Genomic DNA, 18,652 nt, shown 5'->3' on the forward strand with positions numbered 1-18,652 from the left:
TGACAAAAATCAGCCACTTTTCGATACGCAACACAGGGGTAATTACGATGGGAAAAACAACCGCAGTCACCACACTTTCCGCGCTCTGTATCACCGTTGTTTGCGGTATGGCACAGGCCGCCGTTCAGCCGCTTGGCAAAGGCGAAGGGCGGCTGGATATCATTGCCTGGCCCGGCTATATCGAACGCGGTCAATCGGACAAAAATTACGATTGGGTGACCCAATTCGAAAAGCAAACGGGTTGCGAGGTGAACGTAAAAACTGCCGCCACTTCCGATGAAATGGTCAGCCTGATGGCTAAAGGCGGCTACGACTTGGTGACCGCATCCGGTGACGCCTCACTGCGCCTGATCTACGGCAAACGCGTGCAGCCAATCGATCCTGCTTTGATCCCTAACTGGAAGAATATTGATCCACGCCTGTTAAATGGGCCTTGGTATACCGTGGCGGGCAAAACCTATGGCACGCCTTACCAGTGGGGGCCAAACGTGCTGATGTACAATACTAAAACCTTCGCGACGCCGCCAGACAGTTGGGCGGTCGTCTTCCAGCAGCAAGATCTGCCAGATGGCAAAACCAACCAGGGTCGGGTACAGGCTTATGATGGCCCGATTTATATCGCCGATGCGGCGTTGTTCCTGAAAGCAACCCAACCGCAACTGGGTATTACCGATCCCTATCAACTGAACGAAGAGCAATACCAAGCGGCGCTTACCCTGCTGCGCAGCCAGCACGCGCTGGTCCACCGTTATTGGCACGATACTTCGGTGCAGATGAGTGATTTCAAAAATGAAGGGGTAGTCGCTTCCGGTGCCTGGCCGTATCAGGCCAACGCCCTGAAAGGTGAAGGCCAGCCGATTGCCACCGTATTCCCGAAAGAAGGTGTGACCGGCTGGGCGGATACCACCATGTTGCATGCCGAGGCTAAACACCCAAGCTGCGCCTATCAGTGGATGAACTGGTCGCTGGAGCCGAAAGTACAGGGGGATGTCGCTGCCTGGTTTGGTTCGCTGCCGGCAGTGCCTGCGGGTTGTAAAGCCAGCGCCTTGCTGGGCGACAAAGGTTGCGAAACCAACGGCTTTAACCAGTTCGACAAGATTGCTTTCTGGAAAACACCGCAATCAGAAGGCGGTAAATTTGTGCCCTACAGCCGTTGGACGCAGGACTATATCGCCATTATGGGCGGCAGATAAAAGTTAATCCATTAGGCTACTGCGCTTGGCACCTTGGGATTGGGCAGTGCCCGGCCTCCTCACGTACTACGTGTACGCTCCGGGGCCTGCGCGCTGTCCGCACCCAACCGGCCTGTGCTTGCTACGCCTACTGAATCAACTTTAATGAATCAAGAGAGTCAACGTGGAGCGTATATCATGAGCATTGCCGTACAGTTTATCGACGTTTCGCGCATTTTCGGCGATGTTCTGGCCGTTGATCGGGTTTCTGTCGACATTCAGGATGGAGAGTTTTTTTCTATGCTCGGGCCTTCCGGCTCGGGTAAAACCACCTGCCTGCGTTTGATCGCCGGTTTTGAGCAACTCAGCTCGGGCTCGATCCGTATCCACGGGCAAGAGGCCGCTGACCTGCCGCCGTATCAGCGCGATGTGAATACCGTCTTTCAGGATTACGCACTGTTCCCGCATATGTCAGTGCTGGAGAACGTCGCCTATGGGCTGATGGTGAAAGGCGTAGCCAAGCGTGAGCGGCAGGCACGGGCGCTGCAGGCGCTGGAAAGCGTGGCACTGGGGTTTGCCGCCGAACGTAAGCCTGCACATCTTTCCGGCGGCCAACGCCAGCGGGTGGCACTGGCACGTGCGCTAGTCAATCGCCCACGCGTATTGCTGCTGGATGAACCCCTGGGAGCCTTGGATCTGAAGCTGCGTGAACAGATGCAGGGTGAGTTGAAAAAGTTGCAGCGCCAACTGGGCATCACCTTTATTTTTGTTACTCACGATCAGAGCGAAGCGCTGTCGATGTCGGATCGGGTTGCGGTGTTCAATAATGGCCGCATTGAGCAGGTGGACTCACCGCGTGAGCTGTATATGCGGCCAAGAACGCCGTTTGTTGCCGAGTTTGTCGGCACCTCTAATGTAGTGCGCAGCGATCTGGCACAGCGCCTGCTGGGGCAAAGTGCCACCTTCTCGATTCGCCCGGAGCATATTCGCCTGTTGGATCACAACGCAGTGCTGCAGGGAGAAATTCAGGTACAAGGGACGTTGCAGGATATCCATTATCAGGGCGCAGCTACCCGGTATGAAGTTGCTCTGAACAGTGGAGAAAAGCTGCTGGTCAGCCAGGCCAACCCACAGTGGCAGGCGGTTGAACAGCAACGCCTTATCGGCCAGCCGGTTACCGCCTGCTGGGCGCGTGAGGCGATGGTGCCACTGCTGGAGGAGAGGTGAGATGGAGATGAGCATCGAGAATCCGGTTGCAACAGGCGGTAAAATCCGCGCGCTCTCCACCTATCTGTACCGCAAACCGACGCTGTATCTGCTGTTGCTGCTGGTGCCGCCGTTACTGTGGTTTGGCGCGGTATATCTGGGATCACTCCTGACGCTGTTATGGCAAGGGTTCTATACCTTCGACGATTTCACCATGACGGTGACGCCGGATCTGACCTTTGCCAACCTGCGTGCGCTATTCAACCCGGCCAACTACGACATCATTGTGCGTACCCTTACCATGGCGGTGCTGGTGTCGCTGGCCAGTGCGGTGCTGGCGTTCCCGATTGCTTATTACATGGCGCGTTACACCAGCGGCAAAGTAAAGGCGTTCTTTTATATTGCCGTGATGATGCCGATGTGGGCCAGCTATATCGTCAAAGCCTATGCCTGGACGCTGTTGTTGGCTAAAGACGGTGTGGCGCAGTGGTTCCTGCAACATATGGGGTTGGAACCGTTGCTCGCCGGGATCCTGAGTATCCCGGGCGTGGGTGGCAACACCTTATCCACCTCTGGCCTAGGGCGGTTTCTGGTATTTGTCTATATCTGGCTGCCGTTCATGATCCTGCCGATCCAGGCCGCTTTGGAACGTTTACCTCCTTCGCTGTTGCACGCTTCTGCGGACTTGGGCGCGCGCCCGGCGCAGACGTTCCGTTATGTGATCCTGCCGCTGGCGGTGCCGGGGATTGCCGCCGGTTCGATTTTCACCTTCTCGCTGACGCTGGGGGATTTTATCGTGCCGCAGCTGGTGGGCCCACCGGGTTATTTCATCGGCAGCATGGTGTATGCCCAGCAAGGGGCGATCGGCAATATGCCGATGGCGGCGGCCTTTACCCTGGTGCCGATTGTGTTGATTGCGATCTATCTTTCGATTGTTAAACGCTTGGGGGCTTTCGATGCACTCTGAACGCGCGCCGTTAGGGCTGAAACTGGCTGCCTGGGGTGGCCTGATCTTCCTGCACTTCCCACTGGCGATTATCGCCATCTACGCTTTCAACACCGAGGAAGCGGCATTCAGCTTCCCGCCGCAGGGTTTGACGCTGCGCTGGTTCAGCGTGGCTGCCGGGCGGCAGGATATTATCGATGCGGTGTTGCTTTCGGTGCAGATCGCCAGCCTGGCGACGGCCATCGCGCTGGTGTTGGGCACCTTGGCGGCGGCTGCGCTGTATCGCCGTGATTTCTTCGGTAAACAGAGTATCTCGCTGTTGCTGCTGTTGCCGATTGCATTACCGGGGATTGTCACCGGTATCGCACTGTTGGCGGCTTTCAAGGCGCTGAATATCGAACCAGGGATCATGACCATCGTGATCGGTCACGCTACGTTCTGCGTGGTGATCGTGTTTAACAACGTGATCGCCCGTTTCCGCCGCACCTCGCACAGTTTGATCGAAGCCTCGATGGATTTGGGGGCCGACGGTTGGCAAACCTTCCGTTATGTCATCCTGCCTAACTTGGGCTCGGCGTTGCTGGCGGGGGGTATGCTGGCGTTTGCTCTGTCATTCGACGAGATCATCGTTACGACTTTCACTGCCGGGCATGAGCGCACGCTGCCGCTGTGGTTGCTGAACCAGCTTGGCCGACCGCGTGATGTACCGATCACCAACGTAGTGGCGCTGTCGGTGATGGTACTGACCATGATCCCGATTTTGGGTGCTTATTATCTGACTAAAGGCGGAGAAAGCGTCGCCGGTAGCGGCAAGTAGCTTGAACCCTGATGTCCATTTTTTTAAAGGAAAACCCTATGCAAAGCCAACTGCTGATTAACGGCCAACTGGTTGCGGGCCAAGGTGAGAAGCTGCCGGTAGTTAACCCGGCAACCGGAGAAACAATTGTGTTAGTGGCAGAAGCCAGCGCACAACAGGTGGATCAGGCGGTATTAGCGGCGGATGCCGCATTTACTGCATGGGGGCAAACCACGCCGAAAGAGCGGGCCGAGCATTTGCTGAAACTGGCTGACGTGATTGACGAACATGCGGCAACCTTCGCCCAATTGGAGTCTCTCAACTGCGGCAAGCCTTATCACTGCGTGCTGAATGATGAGTTGCCTGCGGTGGCCGATGTGTTCCGCTTTTTTGCCGGTGCCAGCCGTTGCCTGAGCGGGTTGGCCGCTGGTGAGTATCTGGCCGGGCATACTTCGATGATCCGCCGTGATCCGCTTGGCGTGGTGGCTTCGATCGCCCCCTGGAATTATCCGCTGATGATGGCGGCCTGGAAACTGGCTCCGGCGTTGGCAGCAGGCAACTGTGTGGTGATTAAGCCTTCCGAACAGACACCGTTGACTACCTTCAAACTGGCGGAGTTGGCGGCAGGTATTTTCCCGCCGGGTGTGTTGAACGTGCTGTTTGGCCGTGGGGCCAGCGTGGGTGATGCACTGACGGGCCATAACAAGGTGCGTATGGTATCGCTAACCGGTTCTATCGCGACTGGGGAACATATCATTGCTCACACCGCACCGGGCATTAAACGCACGCACATGGAACTGGGGGGCAAAGCGCCAGTGCTGGTGTTTGATGATGCCGATTTGGAGCAGGTAGTGGAGGGGATTCGTACCTTTGGTTTCTACAATGCCGGGCAGGATTGCACCGCCGCCTGCCGTATTTACGCGCAAAAGGGCATTTACCCGCGCTTGGTGCAAGCGCTGGGTGATGCGGTCGCCAGCCTGAAGATCGGGCCACCGGAGGACAGCAGCACTGAGCTCGGGCCGTTGATCACGGCACAGCATCTGGAGCGGGTGGTGGGCTTTGTTGAACGGGCTAAAGCCTTGCCGCATGTGCAGGTAATCACTGGCGGTGAGAAGGTGAATGGCCCTGGGTTCTACTTCCAGCCTACGTTGCTGGCCGGGGCGCGCCAGGAAGATGAAATTGTGCAACGCGAAGTTTTCGGCCCGGTGGTGACGGTAACGCAGTTTGATGATGAAGCGCAGGTTCTGGCCTGGGCGAATGATTCAAACTATGGCTTGGCTTCTTCGCTGTGGACGCGTGACGTTGGCCGCGCACACCGCCTGAGCGCGCGCCTGCAGTACGGCTGTACCTGGGTGAACACGCACTTTATGCTGGTGAGTGAAATGCCGCATGGCGGTCAGAAGCTGTCTGGGTATGGTAAAGATATGTCGATGTATGGGCTGGAGGATTACACCACAATCCGCCATGTGATGTTTAAGCATTGATTTATAATATTTTACCTGCAAAATGGCGCGATAATCAGGCTGATAAAAAATGAAGGATGTCATGAATGGCTATTACTCGTCGTGATTTTCTTAATGGAGTGGCGCTCACTATCGCTGCTGGTTTAACGCCGATGCAAATTTTGCGGGCATCGCCGCAAACCGCCAATAAAACTCTCTATTACCCACCTGCCTTAACCGGTTTGCGGGGTAATCATCCCGGTTCATTCGAGCGCGCTCATCAACTGGGGCGTGACGGCAGAGCGTTTGATTTCGGTGCAGTGCCGGTTGAGGAGGAGTTCGATCTGGTGGTGGTGGGTGCTGGCATCAGCGGCTTGGCCGCCGCTTGCTTCTGGCAGCAAATGAAAGGCCAGCAACAGCGCATTTTGCTGATTGATAATCATGATGACTTTGGTGGGCACGCCAAACGTAATGAGTTCAGCAGCGAAAACGGCCTGATCCTTGGCTATGGTGGCAGCGAATCGTTGCAGTCACCACGATCCAATTTCAGCCCGGTGGCGTTGGGGTTGCTGCAAAAACTGGGCGTCAGTATCGATAATCTGGAAAAGGCGTTCGATAAAACCTTCTACCCAGATCTGAACCTGAGCCGTGGTGTTTACTTCGATCGCCAAAACTTTGGTGTTGATAAAGTGGTGAGCGGCGATCCAGGCCGGGTAGTGGCGGATGATATTCCGCGCGATCGCCTCAATGGCCGTTCCTATGCCGCGTTTATCAATGATTTCCCACTGCCTGAAAGCGATCGTCAGGCTCTGATTGCGCTGCATACCATCGATAAAGATTACTTACCGGGTATGAGCCAGGAAGACAAGGTCGCCTGGTTGGATAAACACAGTTACAGCCAGTTCCTGCGTGAGAAAGTGGGGCTGAGCGAGATGGCCATCCGCTATTTCCAACAGACTACCAGTGATTTTCAGGCGGTGGGCATTGATGCCACCTCTTGTAGCGATGCGCGGATTTGCGACTTGCCGGGCCTGAATGGCATGAATTTACCGCCGCTGGATGAAGAGTCGCAGGCGGATCTCGACGATCCTTACGTTTTCCATTTCCCCGATGGCAACGCTTCGCTGGCACGCCTGATGGTGCGCCATCTGATCCCGGCTGTGGCTCCGGGCAACGACATGAACGATATCGTGATGGCGCAGTTTGATTATAGCCAACTCGATCGCCCTGAATCACCGGTGAAACTGCGGTTGAGCAGTACCGGGCTGCATGTGGCTAACGTGGGCGATAAGGTGGAAGTGTCTTACATCAGTGGGGTGAATATTTCTAAGGCCCGCGCCGGGCACGTTGTGATGGCTGGCTATAATATGATGATTCCTTATCTGGTGCCGGAAATACCGCAGGCGCAGCAGGAAGCCTTGAAGCAGAACGTGAAATCACCCTTAGTGTATAGCAAGGTGGTGCTCCGTAACTGGCAGCCGTTTATCAAGCTGGGTGTACATGAAGTGTATTCACCAACCGCGCCCTATAGCCGCGTCAAGCTGGACTATCCGGTGAGTATGGGCGGTTACCAGCACCCACGCGATCCGAATCAGCCGATTGGCCTGCACATGGTGTATGTCCCCACGTTGGCTGGCAGCGGCCTCAGCCCGCGCGAACAATCGCGCAAAGGGCGAGCCTTGCTGTTGGGCACCCCCTTCGAGGTGCATGAACAGATGATCCGTGAACAACTGCAAGGCATGCTCGGCTCCGCTGGGTTTGATCATCAGCGTGATATTCAGGCGATCACCGTTAACCGTTGGTCACACGGCTATTCGTACTTTCTTAATGGCATGTTCGACGATGAAGAAGAAGCGAAGAAAATTATCGCTACAGCGCGGCAGCCGATTGGCAAAATTGTGATTGCCAATTCGGACTCAGACTGGAGCCCTTATGCCAATTCGGCTATCGATCAGGCATGGCGCGCAGTGAATGAACTGGCCTACGGTAAAGTTGCTGCTAAGGGGGATGCATGAGCCTGCGTCCGCTGTACCTGATGTTGCTGCTAGCGGCGGGGCAGGCGCAAGCTATGTCTGCGGGCGAATACGTTGCTAAAGCGGGTGACTGTGCGGCCTGTCATACCATGCCAGGTGGCAAAACCTTGGCCGGAGGGATGAAGTTCCCTACTCCGCTGGGGGATATTTATGCCACCAACATTACGCCGGATGCGGTGCATGGTATTGGAGCCTACAGCTTTGAAGAGTTTGACCGCGCGATGCGCCAGGGTATTGCCAAAGACGGCCATCGCCTGTATCCGGCAATGCCCTATACCTCTTACGCCAAAATGAATGCAGAGGACATGCGTGCGCTGTATGACTATCTGATGCATGAAGTTACGGCACAGCCCGTGGCTAACCGGGAAAGCGACATCAGTTGGCCGCTCTCCATGCGCTGGCCGTTGGCGCTCTGGAACAGCCTGTTCCATAAGGATCAACCTTATCAGGCAGACAGCAAGCAAAGCGCTGAGTGGAATCGCGGCGCTTATCTGGTGCAGGGGCTTGGCCATTGCGGCAGTTGCCATACGCCACGCGGTTGGGCCATGCAGGAGAAAGGGCTGGATAGCAAAGCGCCGGAGTTCCTGAGCGGAGCAGAGCTCGACGGTTGGTATGCATCAAGCATCCGCGGGTTGAAACCGGACGAGGTAGTCGCTCTGCTGAAAACCGGGCGTAGCCAGCATGCCGCAGTCGCTGGACCGATGGGGGACGTGGTGACACACAGTACCCAATACCTCAGCGATGCCGATCTGAACAGCATTGCGCAGTATCTGCATAGCCTGCCGGTGACAAAGCCGAAAGCCGCTACCGTGACGCCTGCAACTGCCAGTAATGTGGAGGCCGGTCGACATATTTATGCGACCTATTGCTCAACCTGCCATGGTGACAACGGGTTGGGTAACGATCATGTCATCCCGGCTTTGGCTGGCAATCTGACGGTGACGGCAGATAACCCGTTGACGGCGCTGCGAGTAGTGTTGGAAGGGGCGCATACTCCAATCACTCAGCAGGCAACGAGCGTGGTTATGCCGGGTTATGGCTGGGTACTGAGTGATTCGGATGTGGCGGATTTAATGAGTTACCTGCGTGGTAGCTGGGGCAATCAGGCGGCACCTGTCACCATCGATCAGGTGAGAGTGGCACATGAGCTGCAATCACAGTAAACAGCAGGGGGCAGTTTGCACCGCCCCCTAGATTCTTACAGCACTTTATGTGGGCCAAAGCATTCGTAGTGGATACGTTCGGCGGCCACGCCCATCGCCAATAACTGCTGGGCAATAAACTGCATAAATGGCACCGGGCCACAGAAGTAATAATGCATCTGTGGATTGTCCAGCGTGGTACGCAGTGGGCTGAGATCCATTAAGCCGCTGCTGTGGTAATCACGTTCTGCCACATCATCAGCACCTGGTTCCCGATACCAGACATGGCGGCTCAGGTTTGGCATACGTTCGGCGATAGCGGCCACTTCGTGGGCAAAAGCATGGGCTGCGCCATTTTCTGCGGCATGCAACCAATGAATCTCGCCTTGATGCTGGTTAGCGTGCAGGCTATTGAGCATGCCCAGCATCGGTGTTTGGCCAACGCCAGCAGAAATCAATGCTACAGGCGTGGTGGGCTCAACCTGCAGGAAGAAATCACCGTGCGGCGGAGCGACATGAATGATGTCGCCTTCTTTGGCCTGTTGATGCAGGAAGCTGGAAACGGCGCCCTGGCCCTCACGTTTTACCGCGATACGGTAAGATTCACCGTTCGGTGAGGTGGTCAGTGAATACTGGCGTATTTCCTGATGCTCCAGGCTATCGTGGTTAATATATACCGCCAGATATTGCCCCGGTTTGAAATCCGCTACCTTGCCGCCGTCTACCGGCGCTAATACCAAACTGCAAATCACTTCGCTTTCGGGCTGTTTTTTGACGATGCGGAATGCGCGCAGATCGCGCCAGCCGCCGTTGCTGTTTTCACTTTCCTGGTAGATCTGGCCTTCGCGCTGGATAAAAACGTTCGCCAACACGCCATAGGCTTTACCCCAGGCGTCCAGCACTTCTTGGCCTGGGCTGAGCATTTCGTCCAATGTCGCCAGCAGGTGAGTACCGACGATCTGGTACTGCTCCGGTTGAATGTTGAAGCTGGCATGTTTCTGTGCGATACGTTCTACCGCTGGCAGCAACGCTGCCAGATTTTCCAGATTACTGGCGTAGGCACAAATGGCATCAAATAACGCCTGGCGCTGATCGCCATTGCGCTGGTTGCTCATATTGAAAATATCTTTCAATTCGGGATGGTGGTTGAACATACGATCGTAGAAGTGAGCGGTCAGTTTCGGCCCGGTTGCCACGAGTAGAGGGATAGTGGATTTTACGGTGGCGATGGTTTGGCTATCCAGCATGGAAGCGCTCCTTAGGGGGATTTTAATGATGCATTTTAAATGCATGTTATTGGTTTCAGCCGAGCTTGTAAATACCCGTGTTTATCGGCGATTCGCCTAACATGAAAAAACCGCACGATCATTATGAGTAAAAGTCCGTTGCCAATAAAGGGGTATTTAATGGTTCAAAACCTTGCCACACCTAAAGCCAATCGTTTGCGTAAAAACCTCTGTCAAGGCCTATCCTCGGTGGGGGGAAACAGTTTACACTGTTGCCCAGAACCCAAACGGGTAGTTATTTGGTGATTTAAGTCAGGAGATGCCGGATGTTAAAGCGTGAAATGAACATTGCTGATTATGATGCCGAACTGTGGGCAGCCATGGAGCAAGAAGTGGTGCGTCAGGAAGAGCATATTGAACTGATTGCGTCTGAGAACTACACCAGCCCGCGCGTTATGCAGGCTCAGGGTTCTCAACTGACCAACAAATACGCAGAAGGCTATCCGGGCAAGCGCTACTACGGCGGTTGCGAATATGTGGATATCGTTGAGCAACTGGCGATCGATCGCGCTAAAGCGCTGTTCGGCGCAGACTATGCCAACGTTCAGCCGCACTCTGGCTCCCAGGCTAACTTTGCGGTTTACACCGCGCTGCTGCAACCGGGCGACACTATTCTGGGGATGAACCTGGCGCACGGTGGCCACCTGACTCACGGTTCACCGGTCAACCTGTCTGGCAAACTGTACAACGTAGTGCCTTACGGTATCGACGCCAAAGGCCAGATCGACTACGACGATCTGGCAAAGCAGGCGCAGACGCATAAGCCGAAAATGATCATCGGTGGTTTCTCTGCGTTCTCTGGCGTTGTCGATTGGGCGAAAATGCGCGAAATCGCTGACAGTATCGGGGCGTACCTGTTCGTGGATATGGCACACGTTGCTGGCCTGATCGCCGCAGATGTCTACCCTAACCCGGTTCCTCACGCGCATGTCGTGACTACGACCACGCACAAAACTCTGGCGGGCCCGCGTGGCGGCCTGATCCTGGCGAAGGGCGGTGATGAGGAGTTTTACAAGAAGCTGAACTCTGCCGTGTTCCCTGGCGGCCAGGGCGGCCCGCTGATGCACGTGATCGCCGGTAAAGCGGTAGCGTTGAAAGAAGCGATGGAGCCTGAGTTCAAAGTATACCAGCAGAAAGTGGCCGCCAATGCTAAAGCGATGGTGGAAGTGTTCCTGTCGCGTGGCTACAAAGTTGTTTCCGGTGGGACGCATAACCACCTGTTCCTGCTGGATTTGGTGGACAAAAATCTGACGGGTAAAGAAGCCGATGCTGCGTTGGGCCGTGCCAATATCACCGTTAACAAGAACAGCGTGCCAAACGATCCGAAGAGCCCGTTTGTGACTTCTGGCATCCGTATCGGTACTCCTGCAGTAACCCGTCGCGGCTTCCAGGAAGCTGACGTGCGTGAGCTGGCGGGCTGGATCTGTGATGTGCTGGATAACATCAACGACGAAGCGACCATCGAGCGCACCAAGAAGAAAGTGCTCGATATCTGTGCGCGTCTGCCGGTTTACGCATAATCACGCAGAGCTACATACCAAACAACCTGAACCCGCTTCGGCGGGTTTTTTTATGCTTATTACCAGCAAACTGTGAACTGCTTTGCACTCTAACCCTTTGAGGCAGAATGAAGATTGCTACATTGTGTGAGCTCTGTCAAAGTATCGCCCTAAACTTGGAGGGAACATGGTTCTGCAATCAACGCGTTGGCTTGCTCTCAGTTATTTCACTTATTTCTTCTCTTATGGCATTTTTCTTCCGTTCTGGAGCGTCTGGCTAAAAGGTGAAGGTATCCCACCGGAAACTATCGGTATTCTGCTGGGGGCTGGGCTGGTGGCTCGTTTTCTGGGTAGCCTGCTGATTGCACCACGTGTTAAAGATCCCTCTCATTTAGTTACCGCATTGCGCCTGTTGGCTCTGTTGACGCTGGCGTTCGCCATGGGTTTCTGCTTTGGCAACGGCTGGGCCTGGCTGATGTTGGTGATCGCCGGTTTCAACCTGTTTTTCTCACCGCTGATGCCGTTGACCGATGCGCTGGCTTCGACCTGGCAGCGGCAGGTCACGCTGGATTATGGCCGGGTACGATTGTGGGGATCGCTGGCCTTTGTGATCGGTTCGGCGTTAACCGGTAAGCTGGTTTCCGTATGGGGCCATGACGCGATTTTGTATAGCCTGCTGTTCAGTTTGTTGGCGATGCTGCTGGGAATGTTGCTGAAACCCAGCGTCATGCCACAGGGAGAAGCACGCGAGCAGAGTGAAGCGGTGCGTTCCTGGCGTGAGTTACTCAGTGAAGGGCCGGTATGGCGTTTTCTGCTGTGCGTGACTTTATTGCAAGGTGCGCATGCCGGTTACTACAGTTTTGCCTCTATCTATTGGCAAGAGGCTGGATATTCTACCGCGACTATTGGCTACCTGTGGTCGTTGGGCGTGGTGGCAGAGGTGATTATTTTCGCCAGCAGTAACCTCCTATTCCGCCGTTGGAATGCACGCAATCTGCTGTTGCTTTCAGCCGTGTGCGGCCTGTTGCGCTGGAGCCTGATGGCATCTACCACAGAGTTAGCCGGTTTGCTGTTGATGCAGGTGCTGCATTGCGGCACCTTCACCGTTTGCCATTTGGCGGCGATGCGTTTTATCGCGGCACGTCAGGGGGCGGAAGTGATTCGCCTGCAGGCTGTTTATTCTGGCTTGGCGATGGGGGGCGGTATTGCGATCATGACTGTGTTGGCTGGCTTCCTGTTCGAGCATTTACAGGGCGGAGTTTTCTGGGTAATGGCTGTAGTGGTGCTGCCCACGCTGTTTATCCGCCCACCCGCGGCCAGCAGCCGCTAAGGCCCCTCCAGCAGCGCACGCAGCACTTTGCGCTGCTGGTGAGTTAACGGCAGTTCGAGATACATTATCGATGGTGACCGCGCCTGATCTTCCGCTGCATACGGGCTGATCACCAAAGAGATCCCCGGCGGTGCGCCAGAGTGCAGATAATCTGCCAGGGGCAGGCATTTGATGCTGAGCGGTAAGAGCGTCAGTTCACGCAACTGATACTCAACATCTTCTTCCAACTGTGGGTTATGCTGCGTTAGCAACAGTACCTGTTTTTCTTGCAACGCATTCTCTTGCATCAGCCAGGCGCCAAAGCTGATAGCGACCAACCCGGTTTCTTCCCGTGAAAACCGGATGTCATACTCCCGTTCAAATGGCACTAAGGCTTGTTGCGTAGTACGCATCAAACGCGGATATTTGCGCGTGATTTCTTCCAGTAACAGATTATCGATCCCGATGGAAAAACGGCAGCGTTCTATGGCCGGAGCCAAATGGGCAAACAGTTGGCTGATAAGCTCTGCCTTGCTGCTGAAGTTCATGCCGGAGGCTTGCTGAAATCGCTCCACCATGTGCTCAATGGCTGCCATCAGACGCCGATCCTCTGCCGAGTCACGGCGGGTATAGCTGTGGTTTTTCATCATCACCAGCATCAGTGTTAGAAAATCGTTCTCGCAAGCTGCCATCGGCTGATTGAACAACTGGCTCAGTGTTTGATGTAGCTCATCAGCAGCGGGCTGTTCTGGTTTGCACTGTAGCCATTCATGCTGGATCTGATCGAAATCGGGATGGTGTCGGTGTTGATTGTCTATGGCGCAATAGCAGAGATAATGCTGCAGAAATTGCCGGTCGCGTCGCTCAAAATGGCGATTCAGCCGCTGCTCGCATTGGGTGATGCACTGTTCCAGCGCGCACATTTGTTGGCTATCCAGTGAGATGGCCTGTTGAAGTTGTGGGCCAAAATGTTGTGCAACAAATTCCGGGCTGCATCGCAACGCTCTCCTCAGCCAGTGCAGCAGGCAAAGTCGTTGATTGAGCGTACTGCCCTGTATCTGATAGCCCTCATCGGGGTTACCCTGGATTTCCAACTGGTGGAAACGCTGGATTTCACTGGCAACCTCGGCTATATCTTGCCGGGTAATAGGGTGGTCGACGCCATTGATTCGGCTGATAGTCTCCAGTTGTACCTTGGACACCGGCGTGTACAGCATCAGTAGCAGATTGCAGCGCCGTTGTTGACCGGAGAGCTCAGGCACAGAAGAAGTGTCTAGGCTCATATCACCTTCTGGCAGGTTATGTTTAAATTCTGCTTAAGCATAGCAAAAGGCGTTGTGGCGGCACGGCTGTTGCCGCTGGTTTTATTTCGGCTTACAACTTTCGTCACAGTTCTGCCGAGCCTCACCGCTCGTTGAAGTGCGATTTATGTTACTTTATAACAATAATGAGTATGATGTGATGATGAAACTACGTTATCTAGTGGTCGGATGGTTGAGTTTGTTCTGCGCAGAGGTTGCTGCTCATCCGCACAGTTTTATCGATATGAACACCACCTTTGTGGCGAAAGATCAGAGCTTGATAGGTTTGAAAATGGTTTGGGTTATGGATGAAATCACTTCGGCAGACCTGTTGTATGATGCAGAAAATGCCAAAAGCGACTCGGAAATCTGGAAAAAGTTGGCAGCGGAAGTGATGGCTAATGTGCTGGCACAACATTATTTCACCGATATTTATCGCGATGGTAAGCCGGTGAAGTATCTGAATCTGCCAACGGAATATCGTCTTTCCCGAACAGGCCATAAAGCGGTGCTGGAATTTGTAATGCCGCTGGCCGAACCGCAGGCGCTGGCGGGCAAGCCGTTTGAGATTTCTACCTACGATCCCACCTATTTCGTCGATATGGCCTATCAGGATAAAAAGGCGTTGCATCTGCCGCCAGAAATAGCGCAGCAGTGCAAATTCAGTCTGGTTACACCAAAACCGGATTCATCATTACAGGCTTATGCGCTGTCTCTTGATAAAAACGACACTCCCGGCGAAGACATGGCGCTGGGGCAGCAATTTGCACAGCGGGTAACGTTACAATGTCAGTAAACCTCAGCCAGCCCGTTGCGGGTAAACGCCATTGGCTATTCAGCCTGTGGCCGCTATTGTTGCTGTTTATCGCTTTGGCGGCGGGAGCGCAACTGGTTTGGCAGTACTGGCCTCAGTTGCTGATGCACAGTGTGGTGTGGCAGAAAGCACTGCATCAGCAAATGGCCGCCCTGTTGCAACAGGTTAAAGCTGCTCCGCAGCAGGCTGGGTTGGCACTGATGTTGTTTAGCTTGAGCTACGGTGTGTTACATGCGCTTGGGCCGGGCCATGGCAAGGTAGTGATCGCCACTTATCTGGCTACCCATCCGGCGCGCTTGAAAAGCAGCTTGCAACTGACGTTTGCCGCTTCGCTGTTACAAGGGCTGGTAGCGATTGCTCTGGTTACGCTGGTATTGGTAGTGTGGCAACTTTCTTCTCGCCAATTGCATCAGAGCAGTTTCTGGCTGGAAAAGGGCAGTTTTATTCTGGTGATGTTGCTTGGTGCGTTGCTGACTTGGCGAGCGTTGAAACGTTTATATCAGACGGTGAAAGGGATGCGACCCGTGGCTGCGTTGCGGATTAACCGCTTGCAACCACTGCCGGTAGACCATGTTCACGATGCTAATTGCGGTTGCGGGCACCGGCATTTGCCCAGCGATGCTGAACTGCAAGCGGGTAATGATTGGCGTACCCGAACAGCGATTGTGCTGGCAATGGGCATGCGGCCATGTTCTGGCGCGATTCTGGTGTTGTTGTTTTCCAAAGTGCTTGGCGTGTTTATCTGGGGCGTATTTTCTGCCCTGGCGATGGCATTGGGGACTTCGTTGACCATCTCGGCGTTGGCGTTCTTTGTACACTATAGCCGCAAGCAGGCGGTCCGCATCAGCGGCCAGCGCACACCTGCTGCATGGAGCGCCGTGGCCTGGGGATCGTTGGCGTTGATTGGCGGGATCGTCCTGCTGTTTGCCGGGGTGCTGATGTACGTGAGTGCACAGCCCGAGTTTGGCGGTGGAATGCGGCCTTTCACCCGCTAGCAGGTATAAAAAAACGCTGCATCGGCAGCGTTTGAGGTTGATGACAAAGTGGCTTTTTAGCCCGAGATACCCGGGTCTAGCGCACCGAGGGGCGCTCCGGCGGCTTACGCCGCTACGACCCCTTCGGCACGCTCCCCCTAATAACTGGCTTTGTCAGTAGTCTGAAACGCTGCATCGGCAGCGTTTTCCTGATGGTTCACAGTCGGTAGGAACCTGTCATCTTAACGCTTCAGCGCTTCGCTCAATTCTTCACGCATAGCAGAGAGCAGTGCTTTTACTACGCGCGGGTTACCGGCAACTAGGTTGCCTGAGCTTAAGTGGTTATGGCCGCCAACAAAGTCGGTCACCAGACCACCCGATTCACGCACCAGCAACTCGCCAGCGGCAAAATCCCAAGGCTTCAGGCCGATCTCAAAGAAACCGTCAACGCGGCCTGCTGCCACGTAAGCCAGGTCCAGTGCAGCAGAACCGGTGCGACGGAAGTCTGCACATTGGGTGAACAGTTTACCCACTACATTGATGTAGGCCGGAGCATGCTGTTTGACCTTGAACGGGAAGCCGGTAGCCAGAATTGTGCCGTCCAGATCCTTGGCATTGGTGCCGCGCAAGCGGTAGCCGTTGAGCTGTGCGCCCTGGCCGCGGGTAGCGGTGAACAGTTCGTTGCGCATTGGATCGTAAACTACCGCAACTTCGGTGCGGCCTTTGATGCGCACGGCGATAGAAACTGAAAAATGTGGGAAGCGTTTGATGAAGTTGGCGGTGCCATCCAGTGGATCGATCACCCATTGCACGTCCTGATCAGTGCCAACCAACTCGCCACATTCCTCACCAATGATGGTGTGTTGTGGGTAAGATTTACGGATGATGTCGATGATCAGATGCTCTGCATCGCGATCAACGTTAGTAACAAAGTCGTTAGACCCTTTTTGTGTCGCTTCTACAGCGTCTGGGGTTTCGTAATTTTTGACAATCAGGTTACCGGCCTTGCGCGCAGCGCGCACGGCGATGGTCAGCATCGGATGCATGGGTATCTTCCACAAGATGTTAAAGAACAGAAAACGGCGCAGAGTATAGCAGGCCTTCGGCAAAATGCCTAATCCCCTTCATTTTTCAAGCCACCTCTTTATTGCTTCCGTTAATTCACCCAAGGAGTGAGCCTCTGGGGATCACTCGTTACCGCCTCGATGTAACTCGAATGATTTTGGGTACGTGGCTGTGTTAGAATGCTGTGATTTTCCGCTACGTTCAGAGTTTGTATGCTGCACAATATCCGCATTGTCCTGGTCGAAACCTCCCATACCGGTAACATGGGCTCTACTGCCCGTGCCATGAAAACCATGGGATTAACCAATCTTTATCTGGTTAATCCATTGGTAAAACCAGACTCACAGGCGATTGCCTTGGCGGCTGGTGCCAGTGATGTTATTGGTAATGCCACTATCGTGGATACCTTTGATGAGGCGATTGCCGGTTGTAGCCTGGTGGTCGGGACCAGTGCGCGTTCGCGTACTTTGCCTTGGCCGATGCTGGAACCCCGTGAATGTGGTGTGCGTGCAATACAGGAAGGGGCACTGGGGCCGGTGGCTTTGGTATTTGGCCGCGAGCGTGTTGGCTTAACCAATGATGAATTGCAAAAATGCCATTATCATGTCGCCATCCCTGCCAATCCGGATTACAGCTCGCTGAATCTGGCGATGGCGGTGCAGATCCTGGCGTATGAAGTGCGCGTTGCTTATCTCGATCGCCAACAAGAAGGTGTTCCGCCGCAGGAAGAAGCACCTTATCCGCTGGTGGATGATCTTGAGCGTTTTTATCTGCATCTGGAACAAACGCTGCTGCACACCGGTTTTATCCGCGCGGCACATCCGGGGCAGGTTATGAGCCGTTTGCGGCGTTTATTCACTCGGGCGCGCCCGGAAGCGCAAGAGCTGAATATCTTGCGTGGGATGCTAACGTCGATCGAGAAACAGGATAAACATCAAGGTAATTAATGGGGTGGTTGTTGAGAGGCAATCGAGCATGGCATTATTTATCTTAGAGTTATAAGATGTATTTTATAAGCACTTTATTTGATGGTGCACAAAACGTGCTAATAGTTGAGTAAATTAGTAGGTTAAATAGTTGACTGTATTACTCGGGAATGTCAAACTTTCTATCATGTTTGACCAACAGGTAACCATTTAGCTATGAGACTGACATCCAAAGGCCGTTATGCCGTAACAGCTATGCTCGACGTGGCATTGCATTCCCAGGAAGGGCCAGTACCATTGGCGGATATTTCCGAGCGCCAGGGTATTTCGCTCTCTTATCTGGAACAATTATTTTCCCGTCTGCGTAAGCATGGTTTGGTAGCCAGTGTACGTGGTCCGGGTGGTGGTTATCTGCTGGGCAAAGAGGTTGGTGAGATCGCGGTAGGCGCGGTGATCACTGCCGTTGACGAATCGGTAGATGCTACCCGCTGTCAGGGCAAAGAAGGTTGCCAAGGTGGCGATCGTTGTCTGACTCATACCCTGTGGCGCGATCTTAGCGAGCGCATCAGTGGGTTCCTGAATAATATTACGCTGGCTGAACTGGTAAACAACCAGGAAGTGCTGGACGTAGCGGATCGCCAAAATAGCGATACGCGTCGCACGGCGAATGGCCGAGTGCAAGAAACGATCAACGTTAATCTGCGCGCATAAGCAGCTAGCGACAAATTTATTCGTTTTTGG

The 18,652-nt window shown here is 54.3% G+C and carries 16 protein-coding genes; 13 read left to right on the forward strand and 3 right to left on the reverse strand.

Going from position 1 to position 18,652, the window contains the following annotated elements:
- The first annotated feature begins 47 nt into the window (after positions 1-47).
- The 7 genes from ydcS to IV04_RS15215 all read left to right on the forward strand — a co-directional run bounded on the left by ydcS (position 48) and on the right by IV04_RS15215 (position 8,758).
- Complete coding sequence (gene ydcS / locus IV04_RS15185; RefSeq protein WP_037395386.1) at positions 48-1,193, forward strand: putative ABC transporter substrate-binding protein YdcS; 1,146 nt, start codon at positions 48-50, stop codon at positions 1,191-1,193.
- Positions 1,194-1,370: 177 nt separating this feature from the next.
- Positions 1,371-2,399, forward strand: coding sequence for an ABC transporter ATP-binding protein (locus IV04_RS15190; RefSeq protein ID WP_037395387.1), 1,029 nt, complete (start codon positions 1,371-1,373; stop codon positions 2,397-2,399).
- Between the two features lie 7 nt (positions 2,400-2,406).
- Positions 2,407-3,345, forward strand: coding sequence for an ABC transporter permease (locus tag IV04_RS15195; RefSeq protein ID WP_369794931.1), 939 nt, complete (start codon positions 2,407-2,409; stop codon positions 3,343-3,345).
- A complete protein-coding gene (locus IV04_RS15200) occupies positions 3,335-4,141 on the forward strand; it encodes an ABC transporter permease (protein WP_037395389.1) in 807 nt (268 codons plus the stop codon). The genes IV04_RS15195 and IV04_RS15200 overlap by 11 nt, the downstream gene beginning before the upstream one ends.
- 38 nt (positions 4,142-4,179) lie before the next feature.
- Complete coding sequence (gene patD / locus IV04_RS15205; protein WP_037395390.1) at positions 4,180-5,604, forward strand: aminobutyraldehyde dehydrogenase; 1,425 nt, start codon at positions 4,180-4,182, stop codon at positions 5,602-5,604.
- A gap of 65 nt (positions 5,605-5,669) precedes the next feature.
- Positions 5,670-7,577, forward strand: coding sequence for an NAD(P)-binding protein (locus tag IV04_RS15210; protein WP_037395391.1), 1,908 nt, complete (start codon positions 5,670-5,672; stop codon positions 7,575-7,577).
- On the forward strand, positions 7,574-8,758 hold the full coding sequence (locus IV04_RS15215) for a cytochrome c (RefSeq protein ID WP_037395393.1): 1,185 nt from the start codon (positions 7,574-7,576) through the stop codon (positions 8,756-8,758). The genes IV04_RS15210 and IV04_RS15215 overlap by 4 nt, the downstream gene beginning before the upstream one ends.
- A gap of 35 nt (positions 8,759-8,793) precedes the next feature.
- On the opposite strand, the gene hmpA is transcribed toward IV04_RS15215, so the two are convergent.
- Positions 8,794-9,984 (reverse strand): NO-inducible flavohemoprotein, encoded by a 1,191-nt coding sequence (gene hmpA, locus IV04_RS15220; protein ID WP_037395395.1) that lies wholly within the window; start codon positions 9,982-9,984, stop codon positions 8,794-8,796.
- A 305-nt stretch (positions 9,985-10,289) separates the two neighbouring features.
- On the opposite strand from hmpA, the gene glyA reads away from it, so the two are divergent.
- A complete protein-coding gene (gene glyA / locus IV04_RS15225) occupies positions 10,290-11,543 on the forward strand; it encodes a serine hydroxymethyltransferase (RefSeq protein ID WP_037395397.1) in 1,254 nt (417 codons plus the stop codon).
- Positions 11,544-11,709: 166 nt separating this feature from the next.
- Entirely contained in the window at positions 11,710-12,852 is a 1,143-nt protein-coding gene (locus IV04_RS15230; RefSeq protein ID WP_037395399.1) for a 3-phenylpropionate MFS transporter, read from the forward strand.
- Here IV04_RS15230 and csiE read toward each other — a convergent pair.
- Complete coding sequence (gene csiE, locus IV04_RS15235; protein ID WP_037395401.1) at positions 12,849-14,114, reverse strand: stationary phase inducible protein CsiE; 1,266 nt, start codon at positions 14,112-14,114, stop codon at positions 12,849-12,851. The genes IV04_RS15230 and csiE overlap by 4 nt on opposite strands.
- A gap of 145 nt (positions 14,115-14,259) precedes the next feature.
- Between csiE and IV04_RS15240 the strand changes: the two genes are divergently transcribed.
- Both IV04_RS15240 and IV04_RS15245 read left to right on the forward strand, forming a co-directional pair.
- On the forward strand, positions 14,260-14,928 hold the full coding sequence (locus IV04_RS15240; protein ID WP_037395403.1) for a DUF1007 family protein: 669 nt from the start codon (positions 14,260-14,262) through the stop codon (positions 14,926-14,928).
- Positions 14,919-15,941, forward strand: a complete 1,023-nt coding sequence (locus IV04_RS15245) for a nickel/cobalt transporter (RefSeq protein WP_037395405.1) — start codon at positions 14,919-14,921, stop codon at positions 15,939-15,941. The genes IV04_RS15240 and IV04_RS15245 overlap by 10 nt, the downstream gene beginning before the upstream one ends.
- Before the next feature lie 221 nt (positions 15,942-16,162).
- Here IV04_RS15245 and suhB read toward each other — a convergent pair whose 3' ends face one another.
- Positions 16,163-16,966, reverse strand: coding sequence for an inositol-1-monophosphatase (gene suhB, locus IV04_RS15250; RefSeq protein ID WP_037395407.1), 804 nt, complete (start codon positions 16,964-16,966; stop codon positions 16,163-16,165).
- Positions 16,967-17,197: 231 nt separating this feature from the next.
- On the opposite strand from suhB, the gene trmJ reads away from it, so the two are divergent.
- Entirely contained in the window at positions 17,198-17,932 is a 735-nt protein-coding gene (trmJ, locus tag IV04_RS15255; protein WP_037395409.1) for a tRNA (cytosine(32)/uridine(32)-2'-O)-methyltransferase TrmJ, read from the forward strand.
- Between the two features lie 195 nt (positions 17,933-18,127).
- Entirely contained in the window at positions 18,128-18,622 is a 495-nt protein-coding gene (gene iscR / locus IV04_RS15260) for a Fe-S cluster assembly transcriptional regulator IscR (protein WP_037395410.1), read from the forward strand.
- Positions 18,623-18,652: the final 30 nt, after the last annotated feature.

Source organism: Serratia sp. Ag1 (assembly GCF_000743355.1).
Taxonomy (GTDB): Bacteria; Pseudomonadota; Gammaproteobacteria; order Enterobacterales; family Enterobacteriaceae; genus Chania.

Bases quoted from the DNA above. Each gene is read 5' to 3' on its own strand.
- patD (WP_037395390.1), top strand. From the start codon at position 4,180: ATGCAAAGCCAACTGCTGATTAACGGCCAACTGGTTGCGGGCCAAGGT.
- IV04_RS15230 (WP_037395399.1), top strand. From the start codon at position 11,710: ATGGTTCTGCAATCAACGCGTTGGCTTGCTCTCAGTTATTTCACTTAT.
- ydcS (WP_037395386.1), top strand. From the start codon at position 48: ATGGGAAAAACAACCGCAGTCACCACACTTTCCGCGCTCTGTATCACC.
- hmpA (WP_037395395.1), bottom strand. From the start codon at position 9,984: ATGCTGGATAGCCAAACCATCGCCACCGTAAAATCCACTATCCCTCTA.
- trmJ (WP_037395409.1), top strand. From the start codon at position 17,198: ATGCTGCACAATATCCGCATTGTCCTGGTCGAAACCTCCCATACCGGT.
- IV04_RS15200 (WP_037395389.1), top strand. From the start codon at position 3,335: ATGCACTCTGAACGCGCGCCGTTAGGGCTGAAACTGGCTGCCTGGGGT.
- csiE (WP_037395401.1), bottom strand. From the start codon at position 14,114: ATGAGCCTAGACACTTCTTCTGTGCCTGAGCTCTCCGGTCAACAACGG.
- IV04_RS15215 (WP_037395393.1), top strand. From the start codon at position 7,574: ATGAGCCTGCGTCCGCTGTACCTGATGTTGCTGCTAGCGGCGGGGCAG.
- IV04_RS15245 (WP_037395405.1), top strand. From the start codon at position 14,919: ATGTCAGTAAACCTCAGCCAGCCCGTTGCGGGTAAACGCCATTGGCTA.
- IV04_RS15195 (WP_369794931.1), top strand. From the start codon at position 2,407: ATGAGCATCGAGAATCCGGTTGCAACAGGCGGTAAAATCCGCGCGCTC.
- IV04_RS15240 (WP_037395403.1), top strand. From the start codon at position 14,260: ATGTTACTTTATAACAATAATGAGTATGATGTGATGATGAAACTACGT.
- IV04_RS15210 (WP_037395391.1), top strand. From the start codon at position 5,670: ATGGCTATTACTCGTCGTGATTTTCTTAATGGAGTGGCGCTCACTATC.
- suhB (WP_037395407.1), bottom strand. From the start codon at position 16,966: ATGCATCCGATGCTGACCATCGCCGTGCGCGCTGCGCGCAAGGCCGGT.
- glyA (WP_037395397.1), top strand. From the start codon at position 10,290: ATGTTAAAGCGTGAAATGAACATTGCTGATTATGATGCCGAACTGTGG.
- IV04_RS15190 (WP_037395387.1), top strand. From the start codon at position 1,371: ATGAGCATTGCCGTACAGTTTATCGACGTTTCGCGCATTTTCGGCGAT.
- iscR (WP_037395410.1), top strand. From the start codon at position 18,128: ATGAGACTGACATCCAAAGGCCGTTATGCCGTAACAGCTATGCTCGAC.